This window comes from uncultured Microbulbifer sp., from assembly GCF_947489355.1.
Lineage (GTDB): Bacteria > Pseudomonadota > Gammaproteobacteria > Pseudomonadales > Cellvibrionaceae > Microbulbifer.
Window position 1 is genome coordinate 1 of sequence record NZ_CANLDD010000027.1, and the last position, 18,093, is coordinate 18,093.

At 55.9% G+C, this 18,093-nt stretch carries 12 protein-coding genes and 2 tRNA genes; 3 read left to right on the top strand and 11 right to left on the bottom strand.

The genetic code is table 11. The features are described from left to right. Positions 1 to 438 precede the first annotated feature (438 nt). The 11 genes from Q1A48_RS12010 to rmuC form a co-directional block, all read right to left on the bottom strand. Complete coding sequence (locus tag Q1A48_RS12010) at positions 439 to 1,308, bottom strand: NAD(+) kinase (RefSeq protein WP_299945068.1); 870 nt, start codon at positions 1,306 to 1,308, stop codon at positions 439 to 441. A 179-nt stretch (positions 1,309 to 1,487) separates the two neighbouring features. Next, on the bottom strand, positions 1,488 to 2,489 hold the full coding sequence (locus Q1A48_RS12015; RefSeq protein ID WP_299945070.1) for a pyridoxal-phosphate dependent enzyme: 1,002 nt from the start codon (positions 2,487 to 2,489) through the stop codon (positions 1,488 to 1,490). 23 nt (positions 2,490 to 2,512) lie between these two features. Then, positions 2,513 to 3,298 (bottom strand): RES family NAD+ phosphorylase, encoded by a 786-nt coding sequence (locus Q1A48_RS12020; RefSeq protein ID WP_299945071.1) that lies wholly within the window; start codon positions 3,296 to 3,298, stop codon positions 2,513 to 2,515. Beyond that, a complete protein-coding gene (locus tag Q1A48_RS12025) occupies positions 3,295 to 3,660 on the bottom strand; it encodes an MbcA/ParS/Xre antitoxin family protein (protein ID WP_299945073.1) in 366 nt (121 codons plus the stop codon). Before Q1A48_RS12025 ends, Q1A48_RS12020 begins: the two co-directional genes overlap by 4 nt. A 208-nt stretch (positions 3,661 to 3,868) precedes the next feature. Next, positions 3,869 to 3,945, bottom strand: a tRNA-Asp gene (locus tag Q1A48_RS12030). Between the two features lie 27 nt (positions 3,946 to 3,972). Continuing rightward, positions 3,973 to 4,048, bottom strand: a tRNA-Val gene (locus Q1A48_RS12035). Between the two features lie 87 nt (positions 4,049 to 4,135). After that, positions 4,136 to 6,508 (bottom strand): DUF6351 family protein, encoded by a 2,373-nt coding sequence (locus tag Q1A48_RS12040; protein WP_299945076.1) that lies wholly within the window; start codon positions 6,506 to 6,508, stop codon positions 4,136 to 4,138. Between the two features lie 193 nt (positions 6,509 to 6,701). Then, on the bottom strand, positions 6,702 to 7,331 hold the full coding sequence (cysC, locus tag Q1A48_RS12045) for an adenylyl-sulfate kinase (RefSeq protein ID WP_299945078.1): 630 nt from the start codon (positions 7,329 to 7,331) through the stop codon (positions 6,702 to 6,704). A gap of 367 nt (positions 7,332 to 7,698) precedes the next feature. Beyond that, complete coding sequence (locus Q1A48_RS12050; RefSeq protein WP_299945080.1) at positions 7,699 to 8,163, bottom strand: DUF2489 domain-containing protein; 465 nt, start codon at positions 8,161 to 8,163, stop codon at positions 7,699 to 7,701. Further along, positions 8,163 to 9,092, bottom strand: coding sequence for an AEC family transporter (locus Q1A48_RS12055; RefSeq protein WP_299945082.1), 930 nt, complete (start codon positions 9,090 to 9,092; stop codon positions 8,163 to 8,165). The genes Q1A48_RS12050 and Q1A48_RS12055 overlap by 1 nt, the downstream gene beginning before the upstream one ends. Before the next feature lie 6 nt (positions 9,093 to 9,098). Further along, the gene (gene rmuC, locus Q1A48_RS12060; RefSeq protein WP_299945084.1) at positions 9,099 to 10,475 is read right to left on the bottom strand and encodes a DNA recombination protein RmuC; all 1,377 of its coding nucleotides are present in this window, start codon (positions 10,473 to 10,475) and stop codon (positions 9,099 to 9,101) included. A 335-nt stretch (positions 10,476 to 10,810) separates the two neighbouring features. On the opposite strand from rmuC, the gene murI reads away from it, so the two are divergent. The 3 genes from murI (at position 10,811) to Q1A48_RS12075 (ending at position 17,891) form a co-directional block, all read left to right on the top strand. Next, positions 10,811 to 11,644 carry a glutamate racemase gene (gene murI / locus Q1A48_RS12065; RefSeq protein ID WP_299945086.1) on the top strand — a complete coding sequence of 278 codons (834 nt, stop codon included), beginning with the start codon at positions 10,811 to 10,813 and terminating at the stop codon, positions 11,642 to 11,644. 89 nt (positions 11,645 to 11,733) lie between these two features. Then, positions 11,734 to 14,433 (top strand): PD-(D/E)XK nuclease family protein, encoded by a 2,700-nt coding sequence (locus Q1A48_RS12070; RefSeq protein WP_299945088.1) that lies wholly within the window; start codon positions 11,734 to 11,736, stop codon positions 14,431 to 14,433. Beyond that, positions 14,430 to 17,891: a UvrD-helicase domain-containing protein gene (locus Q1A48_RS12075; protein ID WP_299945091.1), complete on the top strand. Its 3,462-nt coding sequence runs from the start codon at positions 14,430 to 14,432 to the stop codon at positions 17,889 to 17,891. Before Q1A48_RS12070 ends, Q1A48_RS12075 begins: the two co-directional genes overlap by 4 nt. Positions 17,892 to 18,093 lie beyond the last annotated feature (202 nt).

Sequence of the window (18,093 nt, forward strand, 5' to 3'; positions counted from 1 at the left end):
CGTTGTGTTAGAACCTCAACAATGCGAGCTTGCTCTTACAAATCAATAGGCTACATCCAAACGGGAACAGCCCCTAGCCTCTTCACGACGGGTAGCGTAAACCTCTGGGCTTGCTTGAAGTGTTACCCACGCTGACCACCATTCCGGGCTAACCCCCTCGATATCGTTGACTGGCTCACACCTACAACCACCACAATTCCTGCTTGTGTAAAACCGTTTTCTTAAACGCCTCAATCTGGCATTTTTTTTGCACATAAGCCAGTCGCTTGTCCTGCAGTGTCTCATCGAATATCTCTTGCCGGAGAAAAGCATGAAGTCTACGGGTAACTGGCCGTCTTTATCTAACCCCATTAAGATATGCACTTGCAAGTTGAATTTAGGTTTAATTAGATACCTTGTTTATTCAAAAGTTTTCATTTCTGTTTTTAATCAAACATCCTAGCTCAACCAACCTAGTTTAGTTCTGCATATTTCATAGAAATTATGCTTAACAGGATGTATCAGAGTAAGCCTATGCGGTTTTTTATGAATTCGAACCATATCTCCTGGCTCAGTAATGAATTGCTCATGTCCATCACAAGTAACGTAAGGGTTTGTAATATTCTGTTTACTTATAATTAGTTTGAATTCACTACTGCCCTCCACTACGATTGGCCGGCTACTGAGCGTATGAGGATTTAAGGGAACCAATACTATTGCATTAAGTTTAGGATGCATAATTGGCCCCCCTCCAGATAAAGCATATGCAGTGGAACCAGTTGGGGTAGAAATGATCAGGCCATCTGATCGTTGTGTGTAGACAAATTGTCCATCGATATGCAGATCAAATTCAATCATTCGAATGAATTCACCTGGGTGAAGCACAATATCATTCAATGCTGATCCCTCACCAATAAGCTTACCTTTTCTGGTCACTGACATATCCAATAAAAAACGACTTTCAGCAATATACTTACCAGTCAATACTTCACCAACTTCTTTTTCAATATCGTCAGGGGTAATATCTGTAAGAAAGCCAAGGCGCCCCCGGTTAATACCTAGTAGAGGGACATTAAACTTAGCAAGAGTACGTGCTGCAGCCAAAAGGCTGCCGTCACCACCAACTACAATCACCAAATCACATAACTCGCCCAACTTATCTCTAGAGGAGACACGGGCACCATGACCAGATACCGCTTTTGCAGTCTCCACTTCTAATACTATTGAATAGCTCTCCCGTTGAAGAAAAGTCATTAAGCGCTTAAGGGAAATAACTGCACTATTACTTTCAGTTCGGCCAATTAATCCTATATTTCGAAATTCTGACACATGTCCCCCGTGATGCACCTTTATACTCTTACCTATTAGTCAACACAATCAATCACCAAGTCGATTCTTTTAAGCTTCCTACAGCATCGAACAATGAATGGTAGAATCGCTAAATCGAACAGCCAGAAATAGCCGCAGAGACAAATTGAAGGCTCGCATTTTTCAGGGCAAGAATGCAATTAGCTTTTCATGCAATAGCCACGCCGCCCCTGAAGACCCCCGGTATGAATTGCTAGTGCTCTCACCCCTTGCTGCCCTCCATCCTTGGCAATAATTTTTTTTAGTGCATTAAAGAGCTTACTTGTATAGATGGGGTCCAGCGGAATATTCACTTGATCTTCGAATTCTCTTTGGAAATCTGCTAGCGCTTTTGGATATTTACCATACCCCCCACAGTGGTATTGACTCAACAAACGCAGTCTCAAAGCTGAGAGTCGGTCTAAAGGTAACCGGGTTCCTGATTTATCCTTCTCAAGGTGCCCAAGTCTAGTAGCGCTCAATCGTTCAATCCAGAGGCCCGCATCCTTGAGAATGCTATCGCCAGCCTTCATAATTTCAACCCCTATCACGGAAATATTCCGGATACCCACTGAAAATCCCGCAAAGGTAGCCCCGGTACCACAAGCAACCCACATCTGGTCAAAGGCGACCGGCGCTGTCTCTTCTATCACCTTTCCTAGTAGCTGAACGCCCTTGATCCCAAGCAGGTTCGAGCCACCTTCCGGTATGAAATAAGCTGAATCGAGCTCCAAACCCACCTCATGAAGAAAGTCAGGCTGATCTCTTCTCCGATACTGAGTTCGTGAAACGAACTCCAGTCTCATACCAAATCGCCGCGCATCTTGCAAGCTTGCATTTAGTATGGCGGGTCTTTCACCACGGATAACGCCGACCGTTCGAAACCCAAAACGAGCACCCGCTGCCGCAACAGCATGAATATGGTTTGACCAGGCACCGCCGCAGGTAATCAGTATCTCCGCACCTCTATCTCTCGCCTCAATCAGGTTGAATAGAAGTTTGTAAGCTTTATTTCCCGAAATGATCGGATCGATTAGATCGTCTCGACGCACCCAGATATCGAAACCGGAAAAAAGATCGCTCTTTATTTGCTGATAGGGGACCTCGCAGGCAGCGTCTGTAAAGGCCTTCAGATCCAAACAATCCCAAAATCGGGGCGACATGACTAAACCCTATACCTTAACTGCTATGCCGGTCTGGGCAAAAGCCCATCCACCAGAAAATCATCCAATACAAAATGGACAATCTCTGTCCTATCGCCAGATTTAACTAGAAAAACCACCCCTGTACCACCAGTCTCCGCCGTGACATCAGCCTCTTGGGAGGGTGGCCTCTTTAGAAGTGCCTGAGGCTCAAGAAGAGCCACATTGATTCCCTCTCCGTTACTTGGTGGAAATTTTACTAATCCTACCTGAAGCGCTCGCGCCGAAATCACTTCCAGACCCTGAATATGCATCTTCCGAAGCTCCCTACCCAAACTCTGGCAGTAGCGGTAATCGCCTGGATGCGTAAGTGCAGACCAATTTTTTTCCCAAGCGATATCCTGCAACCGGATAGCCGGGTCTGCGCGATACTTTGCTGAAAATACACTGTGGTAGCTGGTAAGGGGATCGGGCGGGGGCTCAAGCATGTCGTGAAAAAAAAGGAGACGGTAATAGGCCGCTTCTGCCAGAGTCGTCATCAGGGTTTTACATCCATAATAAATGCCCGATTCCGCCACCCCACCGAAGCGAGAGCCCCAGGGCAATGGCGGGTAACGAAAGGGAGTAGCTAACAGGTAATGCAACGCCTCCGTACCCGACAGTCTCTGCGGTTTGTTTTCTTCCAGCAAGTGCTCGAGTACTTGCTGCTTTTGCAAGCTGTCCACCAGGCTGCGAGTGGCGATCTCCTCTTGCGACTCAACGATACGGTACAGCCGCCCCATGATACGAATCTTCGAAGACTCAATTCTTTGAGTCAGAACGATAGTCACACCTTGCCCCGCATTGCATCGAGATAGGTGACAATTCGCACCAATCCATCAATCCGGTATGCCAACTCACGCGGAATGCCATTCAATGCCCGGTTAGGTGTGGCAAACCAGCGGCGGGCGCCCTCTTCACTGCCACAGAGGACAAAGGCCGCTCGGTAAGCACGGATCAATAGCAGTGCAAGCTGGCCAGCCGCGCTGGCGGGATCCAGGCCTGATTTTCGTCTCAAGGTCCGCTCGTCTAGGTGAACGATTTCTCCAAGCTCTCTCTTCTTCAGCGCCAAATGGGTGGCTGTACTCAGAAGGGCCTCAAGAAGTACCGTATCAGCACTGGGCTGGGGGTGAAAATCTGGGGTGGAATTCATATACCTTGTTTTTAATGGCCAGATGTCCAAACTATAGATCATAATCGGACAAATGGCAACGAACCCTGTGCCGAGAGGGCCAAGGGTAACCCAACTCGCCATAGAGTCCTTACTAAGTGGATATAGGTATCTTCAGCAAATGCAGAGAAAAAAACTGAATCAGGTGAGAAGCATTCAGACTTAGAGCAGACGGAGTGTATTTATCGTTTGGCGGACCGGACGGGACTCGAACCCGCGACCTCCGGCGTGACAGGCCGGCATTCTAACCAACTGAACTACCGGTCCCCGATAGTATTCTTCCCAGTGAGAAGCTGGTGGGTGGTACAGGGGTCGAACCTGTGACCTACGGCTTGTAAGGCCGTCGCTCTCCCAACTGAGCTAACCACCCTTGCTCTCTGGGGGGGTTGCCCCCAAAGCGAGGCGCATACTACCCGACTGGACTATTCTGTCAACAATTTTTGCGCCACAAATATTATCAGTGACTCGGGTTTGCTTCGTCGGACAGCGACACTCGTGCGCCTCCAATCTCGTCTTCACCCGCCCTGGCTTCCTGCAGCATTTTATCCTGGCGATAGTCGGGGGAGATCAAGTGGCCCGCAATTTTCACAGGAATTTCCCTGGGAATCAATTGCTCCCGCGGGCGCGCCACATCCTGTTCATTGTAGTTACACACACCGGTAGGAAAAATGCGGCGCAAATCTTCAGCACGCCCGGCGATTTCCTCAGTATGCAAACCATAAATGCCTTTTACCAGCGCCCGCTCTATGGGTTGCAAGGCACACTTAAAAACGTCATCCGTCACTGGTGCTCCGGCCACTTGGCGCGCAGTGCTGTAAATTGGATACATCCTGGTGCATTTCCCCGATGGCCGGCGATTCCAGTCCCCGTCCCAAACCTCGGAGCCTGCCGCCAGTACATTGCCCTCGCGGTCAAAACAGCGATCACTGGCTTCTGCGGGGCGATTGCCCACTACGCCGGCTGCTGGATCTCTGATAATATTCTCCATCCAGCGGTCAATCATATCGAGTGCTTCATCCAGGGGATAATACGCCTTGTGGCTGATCCAGATCAGTTGGTTGTCGGCATGGCCGCGCGCACGACGGATACGCTCACGCGCAGTAAAGGAAGCGGAGCTGTGATGCATGTCGGGCTCTTTATCCAGATAATGACGCAAATCAATGATCGGGATTTCTACATCGCCCAGAAATACATGACCAGAGCGGTAAATTCCTTTGATAGCCTCCAGACTGGCCCGACTTCGCCTTGCGGGGTTTTCAAGGCTTCCCATATTTAAGTTCTGTTCACTCCAGACAGAAAGGCGGACAGGGAGCAGGCTGCCATTCAAAAACCAAAGATGCTCCTCGGTCTGATTCTCCTGGGTTTTCCACCCACCGACCGACGCATTGAGTTTTAGGAAGGTGTCAATGCTGATATCGCCATTCACAAGGGCCTTCAATCCATATTGAACACCTTCATTGTCCCAAGTAGTGTTGGCATATCCATTGGCACCGGAACCATAGAAGCTGCGCAGGTTTTCCCAATGCGTCCAGTGGACCTGCCTCACCAGGTCTTCGGAAAAGCTTTTGAAAAAGTGTACAAAATTGGGGTTATTGACCAGTGGCACCAGACCGCGCCAACCCTCCACACATTCAGTCGTGCCGCGTGCGCGGCTTCTATAACGGCGATCAAACAACCCCGCCGCCATACTCATCAAATCAAAACGGCTGCTCACCTTAGAATTTGCCGAAAGCCCCTGTATGATTGAACGCGCTTCGGCGTTGCGCCAACGGGTATTGCCGGCATCCAGAACATCGAAGAAATATTCCAGCGGCTCACAGTCAAATGCGTAAATGGTCTGACTGACCATATCGGGGTATGAATAGAGCGGAATCGCTGCGTCCAAAAGACCGGGGGCATTTTGTGCAAACAAATATTGCTGAATGGCCCCGCCCGAACCACCGATACCCACCGTGTACATGGGTTCACCGTAGAGGGCTTCAAACTGCTTCTTGAGCCGTCGCGAGGCATCCTCCGCCAGCCATATGTTGTAATGGTTTCTGGTTTGATTTGCCGTCGAATAGATAATGGCATACCCCCGCGCCAGCTGATCCACGCGCCGGGTGGTGATATCCCCCTTGCTGATATTTCCCTGGCGCCATCCAATGCCAACACCACCGCGGAACTGGTAGATCAAGCGCCGGTTCCAATTGCTACTGTTGGGCTCCCCAGCACCTTCCCCTTCGCCCTTCAATACCGCGATAGCGTAGAAGTGGCGGTTAATGGTCCCTGTTTCAACACGCACAATAAAATCCACCTGCCGCCCATTAACAGTTACTTTTTGAACATCGTTACGAGCTTCATGCAGGCTATAAAACTGCCCATCCTTTGTACTGCGGTAGAAATAGGTGACCTCAGTGGCATGGCTACAATCACGACTGTATCCAATCACCTCTTTTGTCTTTTGCCCATCACCATCCAGGGCAAACACAGGAACACCCTCACCTGCCTGATTATCCACCAGCGGTTGTTTACCGGTAATGGCATTCCAGCCGCAGAGAAAGGGATATCTTGAGGCACCCGCGAACAGGGTTTCTACCGGCCCAACTTCACCAATCCCAATAGGGAAGGGAAAGTATTCCGGCGGGCGCGCCATCCTCCTCGGGTGTGGGCCGGCATAGGCCGGCATGGCGGGGTAATCGAGCGCGCCTCTCGGTACCCCAAGCACTGGCGCATTGGCCTTTCCGTGTACTTTTGGCAGCTTCTGATATCCATACCATGCGCCCAAACCCAGCATTCCTGTCACTACCAACAGAAAAACAGTGACAAACCAGGCTCCCCTTACCGACATAGACGCCTCCACAACTGGCAACTTCGCTATCTGGTACAGGTTGAGTATATGAAGGGATGGAAAGGACAACCGCCAGTTGGCACCTGGATAGACATAAAGGGGGCAGGACGTGGCGCAAGGCGGCAGCCTCACGCCATGGTTTCAGGCACAAGAGAAGGCCAATAAGGGTCTCCTTCTACCCGGGCCTCGAGGATCAGTCTTTGGCAATGATTCCTCTTTCCTGCAGGGTGGAGACTATCACTGCCACTTCCTGCTCAAGGGTCATCTCAGCGGTATTCAGGTGCAACTCAGGCGAAGTCGGCGCCTCGTAGGGATCATCAATTCCAGTGAATCCTTTGATCTCTCCCGCACGGGCCTTCTTGTATAGGCCTTTTGGATCACGAGACTCCGCCTCCCCCAAGGGGCAATCAACAAACACCTCTATAAAAGGGAGGCCCCCTACCTCGTGCATCTTCCTGACCTTTTCACGGTCCTCCCGGTAGGGGCTGATAAAGCTACTCAATACCACAATGCCAGTATCCGCGAACAGCTTGGAAATCTCACCGACACGGCGGATATTCTCTTGGCGATCCGCCGCGGAGAAACCCAGGTTGGCATTGATACCCAGGCGAATATTGTCGCCATCCAGCCGGTAACTCAACACACCACGGGCAGCCAGCGCCCGCTCCAAAGCAACCGCAACCGTGCTCTTACCAGAACCAGACAGGCCTGTGAACCAAAGAGTCACTCCCTTGTGACCGAGCATGTCCGCCCTCTTCTCACGAGTTACATCCCCCTTGTGCCAATGAACATTGGTCGCCTTGCGTTCAATCGTTGTAGTCACCCATCACTCCAGACTTTCAAATTTAATCCCCACCTACACCCAGTGGACCGCGGTCGTAATATCCACTGACTCAGGACAACTCTCGCGTCAATTATCCCGTATTGAACCGGGACAGGTAAAGGCTGGGCTTATAGCCTATTGCGCGACTTGAACACGCTGATCGCATAAGCCCCATTAAAGTCCAAATCATCTCCAGCCATTTGGCAGGGAATCGCCAGGCTCACTACCTGGCGGTTTTTAGCGAAAGAAACCCACAGCTGCCCGGGCAAACTGCCGCCTCGCATTAGACAGCGCCCTTGGGGCCATGAACCAACGGGGCGAGCGGACTCCGAAGTCTTTAACTTTCCACTCACCGCTCGCCGGCCTTTCAGAAAGAGCGACCAATCATTCGCTTAGCGGCATCCAAGGCGAAATCCCTATATTCCGTTTCTAATTTGGCCATTTCCAGCTCAAACTGAAACTGCTTTTTGCGCGACAACTGTTTCCAATCCTGCAAAATGGGGATATGAGCGGTTTTCTCTGCAAGGGTATAGAAGGCCACAAATTCATCCCGCACCGCCTGATCAACTTGTAACGCATCCAGAAGTACACGAATACGTATCGACGCTTCGGTCAATCCGATGCCTTCATCCAGAAGTGCGCGCGCGAGGATCTGGATACTGTCATTGACCCACCGGCGCTGATCTGCCGCTGCCTGCGCCAGTTCCGCCAGCTGCTCAGCCTGTTTCTTTTGTGCGGCAGACAACTTGTGCAGAAAGTACCCTGCCACCAGGCCGAGAATGACAATAATCGTTGCGGCTACAATCTGCAGCCAGGTTGGAAATAACGCCATCAAAAATACACCTTAAGTAGCACCAGCCCAATACTGGCGGTAACCACGGAGAGCAAGGTACTGAGCCCAACGATATGCGCGGTAAGTTGACTGTTGCCACCCATTGTGTGTGCCATAACAAAAGCCGATATGGCACAGGGAGCCCCCGTCATCAACAGTAGGTAGCCCAGATATTCCGGGCTCAATCCCATCATCCAGCCAATCACAAACGAAATCGCCGGCGCTACAACCAGCTTGAGCAGAGAAGCGGCAAGCGCTGTAGGAGGGCTGTGCAGCAGTACCCCTATTTTCATGCTGGCACCAATGCAGATAAGCCCTAAAGGCAGACTAACAGAGGCCAGGTCCTGAATGGTATCCCGCACCATATCCGGTAGTTGGACTTCCAGCATCCGGCATAAGATCGCGGCAAACACCCCCAGAATCAGGGGGTTTTTAAAAAGTTCCCATGCCAGCATACGCCAACTAAAGTTCGCATCCTTATTGTAAAGTACGAATAAAACGACTGCGATCACATTAAACTGGACGGCGAGTGCTGCCACCAATGTAGCCGCATGGGAGACCCCGGAACCTCCGTAAGCTTTCTCCACCCAGGCCAAACCCACGATGGCAAGATTTCCCCGATAGGTGCCTTGAATAAAAGCGCTTCGGTCACTAGGCACTAGAGGGCGAGCCAGTAACCAGGCCAGCGGGATCATTGCAAAAGACCCCAAAACTCCCGCGGTTAACAGCGGGACTTCTTCCATCGGTCTTGCCTTGGATGCGTAAATACTGATAAACAGCAACGCTGGCAGGGTAATATGAAAAACCAGCCTGGAGGCATCGTCGATAAAGCGTTCGCGCACAATACCGCTGATACTCAACAGGTATCCGGCCACAATCATCAGGAAAATAGGCCCGGTGACCGAGAACGCGAATACAAGGTTTTCCATACCGGGTTATTCTTTCGCAGCGACGGTGGTCGCCTGAGGCAATTCCTCCGGTTCCGACGCATTTGCCTTTTCGCGCAATTCAGGGGAAATCTGTTTGCGGGTATTGGCCCCCAGCTTGCGCAGGCTGTCGATGCGCTTTACCGCATTGCCACGGCCGCTGGCCAAGCGTTTGTAGGTCTGCTGATAGGCGTCCTCCGCCTGGCGCAGGCGATCACCCAGCGCATCCAGAGATTCCAGCACCAAGGCAAACTGATCGTGCAACCTGCCCGCTTCATCGGCGATTTTCTCCGCGTTCTTGTTCTGCTTTTCATAGCGCCAGATATTTTCCACGGTGCGCAGGGTCGCCATCAGGCTGGTGGGGCTGACCAAGACTATCTGCTTGTCGTAGGCAAAGCGGAACAGGTCCGGGGCCGCCTGCATGGCCAGCAGGTAGGCGGCCTCTATGGGTAAAAAAATAAATACGAAGTCCAGGGTGCGCACGCCTTCCAACTGCTCATAGGCCTTTTTGTTGAGACCGGAGATATGGGCACGCAGAGCATTGACGTGTTGTTTGAGGGCCTGTGCGCGCGCCTCGTCGGTCTGGGCCGAATTGTAGCGTTCGTAATCCACCAGGGAGACCTTGGCATCGATAATCAGATCTTTGTTTTCCGGCAGGTGCACGATCACATCGGGCTGGCGCCGGCAGCCGTCACTGGCAAGGCTGACCTGGGTCTCATACTCCCGCCCTTTCCTCAGGCCGGACTCTTCCAGCAGCCGCTCCAGCACCACCTCCCCCCAGTTGCCCTGGAACTTGCGATCCCCCTTCAGGGCGGCGGTGAGGCTGAGGGTCTTATCGCCGATACGCTGCGTCTGATCGCGCAGCGCTTTGATCTGTCCCAGCAGGCTATTGCGCTCGGCATTTTCGCGATCATAGACATGCTCCACACGCTTGCGAAAATCCCCCAGCTCGCGCTCAAGGGGATTGAGACTCTTGCGCAGGCTGTCTTCACTGCGGCGCATAAAGCTCTGCTGCTTTTCCTCAAAGATACGGTTGGCCAAATTCTCGAACTGTTCACCCAAGGCACTGCGCATCTGTTCCATGACCTGTCGCTGCTCCACTAGGGCAGCTTCGCCCCTCTCAACCAGCACCTGGCTGCGGCTCAGCTGCTGCAGCTTGTCGGCCAGTTCTGCACGCAGACGCTGTATTTCGGTGTCGAGTTGGGCCTCCCGCTGACGACAGCTTTCGAGGCGGGTTTCGGCCACCTGCAGTGCGACTTCAGCACTCGAAAGGCTGCGACGACTGCCAGCACGGGACAGCCAAAATACAGCCCCCACTAAAATCAGCAAGACAAGCACCGCCAGTGTTGCGTGATCGGCATTCAGTTGCAGCGGAAACGCAGGCATAGAGAGACACTCCCAGACCCGTAATAGAGCGATATCAGTTTGGATTTTCTATGGAAACAGGCCATTCGCGCCTGGCAGCCCCAGATGATCGTCGGGCGAAACGCCCATTCTATCAGCTTGCAGGCCGAAAGTGCTGCGATTGCAGCAAGCCACCACTGCTCGGTGCGCGCTCAACCCAAAACGCAATTGCGGCAACCGCAGGGTTGACACTCCCCCAGTGATCGGCACTGCCACCGACAACAGAAAAGTACACGCACAGTGTGGTGCGACAGGAATTTTTTTGGGAATTTGAGGTATTCTTGGGGAATTGGTCTTGATGTTGGTACCCCAAGCAGATGTTCAAGCAAAGTGCCCTCCCCGACACGCCCCCCCCCAGCGCACTGGTCTTCGATTCCGGCGTGGGTGCCATCAGTATTGCACGGGAGATCCGCCGCCTGATACCCGGGCTGACGTTGCATCTGGGTATTGACAACGGTTTTTACCCCTACGGCAACAAAAGCGAGGAGGAACTGCGCCCCCGTATCCTGGAGCAGGTAAAGGCCATGATGGCACACTGCGGGGCCGACATCCTGATCGTGGGCTGCAATACTGCCAGCACACTGGCCCTGCCGCAGCTGCGCAGCACACTGGAGGAGCCCGTAGTGGGCGTGGTGCCTGCGGTCAAACCCGCTGCTGGGGCCAGCCGCTCCCGCACCATCGCACTGATCGCCACCGAGGGCACGGTAAACCGCAAGTATACCCGCGAGCTGATTGCGCAGTTCGCCAATGGCAATCGGATCATCAATGTAGCGGCGCCTGAATTGGTCCAGTTGGCCGAGAAAAAGCTGCGCGGAGAGGCTGTGTCCGCCAGGGACCTGGAGCCGGTTTTGCACCGGGTATTTCGCACTGCCGGTGGCGACCAGGTGGATATCGCAGTGCTTGCCTGCACCCACTTCCCCCTGCTGCGCGACGAGTTGGAGCAATTCGCCCCGCGCTCGATTCAATGGGTGGACTCCGGTGAGGCCATAGCACGCCGGGTGCGCTGGTGGGTCGATGAACTGCAATTGACCCTGCCAGGTACGCCACAGCCCAGCCGCCTGATTACCAGCGCCGCCGACCGCAGCGGAACTATCGCGCAAGCTTTCCGGGAATTTGCCCCCCTCAGCGAACCTCTGGCACCAGGCTCCTGAATTCACCAGGCCGCCGAATGCCCTTGACAGTGTAAGCACAAACCGCGACCGTTCCCCTTCATAACAGGACCCCACCGGTACCCAAATTCATGCTGAAGCCGGCATTTCCCGCCCTCGAGATTTTCGCACAGCTCCCCCCGGGGGGGCTGCTGCTCACCCCCAACAACCGCCTGCGCAACCGCTGCCAGCAGATCTATGCCGCGCAGCAGCCACCCGGCACCTGTTGGCTGCCGCCGCCAGTGGAGTCCCTGCAGGGTTGGCTCGATAAACTTTGGTTCGAGCTGCAGCAGTGCAACTGGCAGCCTGCACTCAAGCGGGTCCTCGACCGCGAACAGCGGCAATTGCTCTGGCAGCGCGCTTTGGACCAGTCATTGAAACAACAGCTGCTCAATCGTCAGCAATTGTGCCGGGATGCCGACAGCGCCCTGTCGCAACTGGTGCAGTGGCAGCTGGTTACCGATATCCAGAATTTTGAAGAGACCATCCCCCCGCTGATGGAGCAGTTTGCGCTGTCGTTGCAGGAGGAAGAACTCCCTCTATGCACTATGACCAAGGTCTTTGCCAATACGCTGCAGGCTTATACTGCCATTACCCCGGACCAGCGCGACCAACTGATCTTGCGTGCACTGCAGGAGGGGATACTGAAACCCCTGCCGCAAATCGATATGGCCGGATTCGCGCAGATTTCGCCATTGGCCGGAGAGATTATCCAGGCTGCCGCCCACAAGGTATGCAGGAGAGCCGGTGTGCGGCAGCCGAGCCGACTGCGCGCCGCCGCCTGTGCCGATCGCGACGACGAGCTATTCCAGGCCGCGCGCTGGGCCGCACAAAAACTGACGCAAAACCCGCAGGACAGCATCGGCATCGTGGTGAACAATCTGGGCCAGTGCCGCACCCGGGTGGAGACGGTTTTTTCACGGGTGTTGGAGCCCCAGTGCACCGATCCCCAACAACCGCACTACACCCTGCCCTTCAACTTTTCCGCCGGTGTGCCACTGGCGCAGACCCCCATTGGCAGTGCGGCCCTGCAGTTGCTGGATCTCCTGCGCGGTGAATGGGACTGCAATGCCTTGCGCAATACGCTGTTCTGCCCCTTCTGGAGCGACAGCGGCGAAACCTGGCTGCGCAGTGCGCTGTATCGGCGCCTGCAAAAGCTGCAGCTGCGCCGTATTGATGGCGCCACCTTGCGCTTCTGGGCAGAGCATACTGCAGAAATCCTGCAGCTGAAGTCCTCCCGGCTCCCCAGGCAACTGGCGCTTCTGGCCGAACGCTGCCGCCGCTGGCAGCGCGCACCCGCTGAAACCTGGGCGAACCGTCTGTCCAAGACCCTGGCCGATCTCGGCTGGCCCGGTACCCGCACCCCCAACAGCCAGGAATACCAGCAACTGATGCTGTGGGAAACCACCCTGGAAAAGCTTGCAGCCCTCAACACCTACGCCGGCAACCTGACCCTGGCACAAGCGCTGCAGCTGCTGCACCAGATCGCCAGACGCACACCATTTCAGGCGGAGACCCGCGACGGCCCCCTGCAGATCCTGGGTGTGCTGGAGGCCGGTGGCCTCGCCTTCGATCACCTGCGCCTGGTGGGCTTCGGCCAGCAGCAGTGGCCGCCGACACCGGCACCCAACCCCCTGCTGCCAATCCAGTGGCAAAAACACTGGAAAATGCCCCGCGCAAGCGCAGAGCGGGAATTGGGTCTGGCGCAAGAAATCACAACCGACCTGCTCAATGCCAGTGGCGATATTGTAGTGAGTTACGCCTCTGAGGAAGACGGCGCGCAACAGAGCTTGAGCAGCTTGTTCGGGCATCCCGAAGCGGCCGAACACTTTGCCGGTGACGCCCTGCAAAGCCACTTCAATGCATTGGCCAGGGCTGTGCCACTGGAAAAAATCGACGATGAATCGCTCCCCCCTCTGACACCAGAAGACTGCCAGCAGGTGCGCGGTGGAGCCTCAGTCCTCAAGGCACAGGCGCTCTGTCCGCTCAACGCGCAGTTGCATTATCGCCTCGGTGCTGGCAGTGATAGTGCGCCGGATATCGGTCTGAGCCCGGCCGAGCGGGGCAATGTGGTGCACAAGCTGCTGGCAGAATTCTGGCAGCGATGTGGCGCCCTGACGCAGCTGCAGGCCCTGGGCGAAGCACAGCGCCGTGAGCAAATAGCACACGCCATAGAGCATGCGCTGGGCGGTGTGCGCCGGAAACACCACCACCTCCCCGGTGGTTTCTGGGCCCTGGAAGCGCAGCGCCTGCAGCGACTGATGCACCAGTGGCTGGCCACAGAGTTGCAGCGCCCCGCCTTTTCCGTGAAGGAAATCGAATGGGAACAGGCAGTGGAGATTGATGGGCTGCATTTCAACCTGCGCCTGGACCGCCTGGACCAACTTGCCAGCGGAGAACGACTGGTGATCGACTACAAGACCGGGACTCCCACTATTCGCGACTGGCTCACCCCACGTATTCGCGAACCCCAGCTGCCACTCTATGCCCTGTTCCAGCCCCACGCCCGTGCCATCACCTTCGGCCAGGTACGCAGTGGCGACTGTAAATGGCATGGCTGCGGTGAGCTTGAGCAGCCCATAGCGGGGATCAAAACCGTGGCAGATATTGAGAAAAACACCCCCTTCGGCAGTTGGAGCAACCTGGTGGCGCACTGGCGTGAAAGCCTGAAATCTCTCGCGGGCGAATACCGCAGCGGTGCCGCCGATCTCACCTTCGACCGGCCCGCAGACAACACCACGGAGCTCTGGCCCCTTAACCGCTGGCCCGAAAGGGCGCAGAGGTGCGAATGAACGAGACAGTGACCACCCCGACCCTGCGCCTTCCCACTGATGCCAGGGCCCGCAGCCGCGCTCTGGATATCACCGACAGCTTTGCCGTCTCCGCACCGGCGGGCTCAGGCAAGACCGGTCTGCTCACCCAGCGAATACTGAAGTTGCTGGCCACCTGCCAGCAGCCCGAGGAAGTACTGGCGATTACCTTTACCCATAAGGCCGCCGGCGAAATGCGCGCACGCCTGGTCGAAGCACTGTACCGCGCCCACCACAATCCGCGCCCGGAAGATGCCCACCAGGCTGCCACCTGGGATCTGGCTCGGACACTCTTGGAACGGGATCGCGAGTGCAATTGGCAGCTGCTGCAAACACCGCAGCGCCTGCGTATCCAGACCATTGATGGTCTGTGTAGAAACCTCGCCAGCCAGCTGCCCATCGAGAGTGGCCTGGGCGCGCCGGGTGAACCCCTGGAGCACACCCGTATCCCCTTCGAACTGGCCGTGGTGAACCTGCTCCAACACCTGGACGGTGAGCAGCCCGACCGCGACCTGCAGCAATTGCTATTGCACCTGGACAACGATCTGAGCCAGCTGAATAAGCTGTTGCGCCTCCTGCTGGAGAAACGCGAACAGTGGCTGGGCCCCCTGCTCAATGTGCGCCACGAAGACGCCCAGGACTATTTCCACTTCGTCATTGATGAACTGGTGGCAGAAAAGCTCGAAGACCTGAAGTGCGTACTCGGCAGCTACACGGGCGAATTACTCGAACTGGCGCGCTATGCCGGCCGCAACCTGCAGCGGGACAACCCCGCCCACCCACTGTGCAACTGTGCAGAACTCACTGCACTGCCCGCTGCCACCAGCAGTGGTCTGCACAACTGGCTGGCGCTGGGTGGACTGTTGCTCACCGGCAGCGGGGAGCTGCGCAAAAGTGGCGGTATCAATAAGAAACTCGGCTTCGGCCTGCCGGGCAAGCAAGATCCGGCACGCCCGCATGCAGAGGAATATAAACAGCGCATGCAGGCATTGCTGACAGAGATGGCTGACAATGCGCCCTTGCGCGCAGCACTCAGGGAAATGGGCAAGCTGCCCTCCGGGCTGCAACAGAGCCAGTGGCAGCTGCTGCAGGCACTCGCCCAAATACTGCCAAAACTGGTGGCCGAACTGAAGCTGGTCTTCCAGCAACTCGGCACCACCGACTATACGGAAGTGGCCCAGGCCGCCCTGATTGCCCTGGGAAACAGCGAGGCCCCCACAGACCTGGCTCTGAAACTGGACCTTAAGACCCGGCATATTCTGATCGACGAATTCCAAGACACTTCCCAAACCCAATTGCAGTTGCTGGAGAAACTCACCGCCGGCTGGGAACCCGGTGACGGCCGCACCCTGTTTATCGTGGGCGACGGTGCACAGTCCTGTTACGGCTTTCGCAATGCCAATGTGGGGATCTTCCTGAGTGCCCGCGCACGCGGCATCGGCGAAGTCGCCCTGGAGGCGCTGGACCTGCAGGTAAACTTCCGCTCCGAGGACGCCCTGGTGCACTGGGTCAACGAGGTTTTTACACGGGCTTTCCCCCAGGCCGACAATATCGGCCGCGGTGCCGTGCGCTACCGCAACTCCCAGGCATTCAAGGGTACTGAGTGGTCTGGGCCTGCAGTGAATGTCTACAGTTGCATCGACGATCGGGCCCGCCATTGCGAGGCGGCGCACACTGCCGAGCTGGTTCAGCACCTGCAAAGCTGCGATCCGCAGGGGCGCATTGCCATTTTGGTGCGCAGGAAAAAACACCTGCAGCGCATTTTGCCGGCCCTGAGTACCGCGGGTATCCCTTTTCAGGCGCCGGAACTGGCACCGCTGGCCAGTAAAATGGTGGTACTGGATCTGCTCAGCCTCACCCGCGCCCTACTCGACCCCAGCGACCGCACCAGTTGGCTCGCGGTACTGCGCGCACCCTGGTGCGGGCTGCAACTACCGGACCTGTATACTCTGGCCAACTGGGGCAACGGCGATATCGCGGCCACCGACAGCAGCGCACGCCCCTTGTTGCTGGCGCTAGGGGAGGCAGACCGGATCGCCCTGCTCAGTGAAGCGGGCCGGGCACGCCTGGCCCAGGTTGCGCCGAAGCTGTTGCAGGCCTGGGAACAGCGTAGCCGCAAACCCCTGCGCAACTGGATTGAGGGCCTCTGGCTGGCCCTGGGCGGCCCCGCCAGCGTGGCGCATAAAAACGACCTGGACAATGTGCAGGATTTCCTGCAATTGCTGGAGGAGTTTGACAGCGGCGGTACCATTTCCGATTGGCAGCAGTTCACCCTTGCCCTGGATCAGTTGTATGCGCGCCCGGCCCAGGATGCCCGCATACAGGTGATGACCATCCATAAATCCAAAGGGCTGGAATTCGAGCATGTGTTGATACCCGGCCTCGACCGGTGTGACAAGCCCGGCAGTGGCCAGCTGCTGCGCTGGACCGAGTGGCTCAGCCACAGAGGCGAAAGCCGTTTCCTGCTGGCCCCGAATAATGCCCGCGGCGACAGTGACCCACTGTACGAATACCTCAAGTACGACAACCGTGAGCGTGAACGCCTTGAGGGCACACGCCTGCTCTACGTCGGCTGTACCCGCGCCATCCGCTCCCTGCACCTGCTCGCCTGTGTCAATCGCGATGAGAAGAAAGGGACCTTGCAGGCGCCAGGCAGCGACGCACTGCTCACCAGTATCTGGCCCTCGGTGATACAAAACCGGGAAAGCCACTGGTGCCACTGGCTAGAAAACCAGCCGGACTCGGGATCCGAAATCCGCGCCAGCCAAAATCCCAACTACCTATTGCGCATACCCGCCCAGTGGCAACCGCAACCGATACCGCAACAGCACTGGCTGGCCCAGTACCGCATGCGCGATTACCAGCCGGGTGAGGACGGGGGGGATAATATTCCGCAATTGGGGCAGGTTGCCCAGCGCTGGCTGCGCCACGCCGGCACCGTGGCCCACGAGACCCTGGCCACCATTGCGCAGACAGATATCGCGCAGTGGAACGAGATACGCCTCGCGCAGCAGCGTACACTCTGGCAACTGCGCTTGTCTCAATTGGGCCTGTCCGGCAGTAACCTGGACCGTGCTGCTGAAAAAGTGGAAGTTGCCGTGCGCAACAGCCTGAACTGCCCTACCGGACGCTGGCTACTCGATAGCACATCGGTGCAGGATGCAGCCTGTGAACTGGAACTCCACAGCGGCGGGCGGCATCTGCGCCGCGCATTCGTGGACCGCACATTTATCGATACTCAGGGTGTACGCTGGATCGTGGACTACAAGACGGCCGAGCCCGGTCCCGGAGAGGATCAGGCGGCGTTTATCGCCGCCCAACTGAAGCACTACCGCACCCAGTTGGAAACCTATCGGAAACTCTTTTATACCCGTGGCGAACGCAATATTCGCTGTGCCCTGTATTTTCCACTACTGCAACAACTGGCCGAACTGGTTTGAATACACTGTGGGTGAGCGTGCCAGCCCGACAATAAGCACAATTTAGCCGCTCACCTTTGTGCCAAAAGACTTACTACCGGGTCGGAAGGAAAGAATTCCCCTCTCCCAGAATACTTCCTTGTACGCTCGTAATCGGCATCCATGCCTCATACGATCCTGGCAGAGGGGGATTCTTCCCTCCTGCTTTACTAGTATCCGCCCT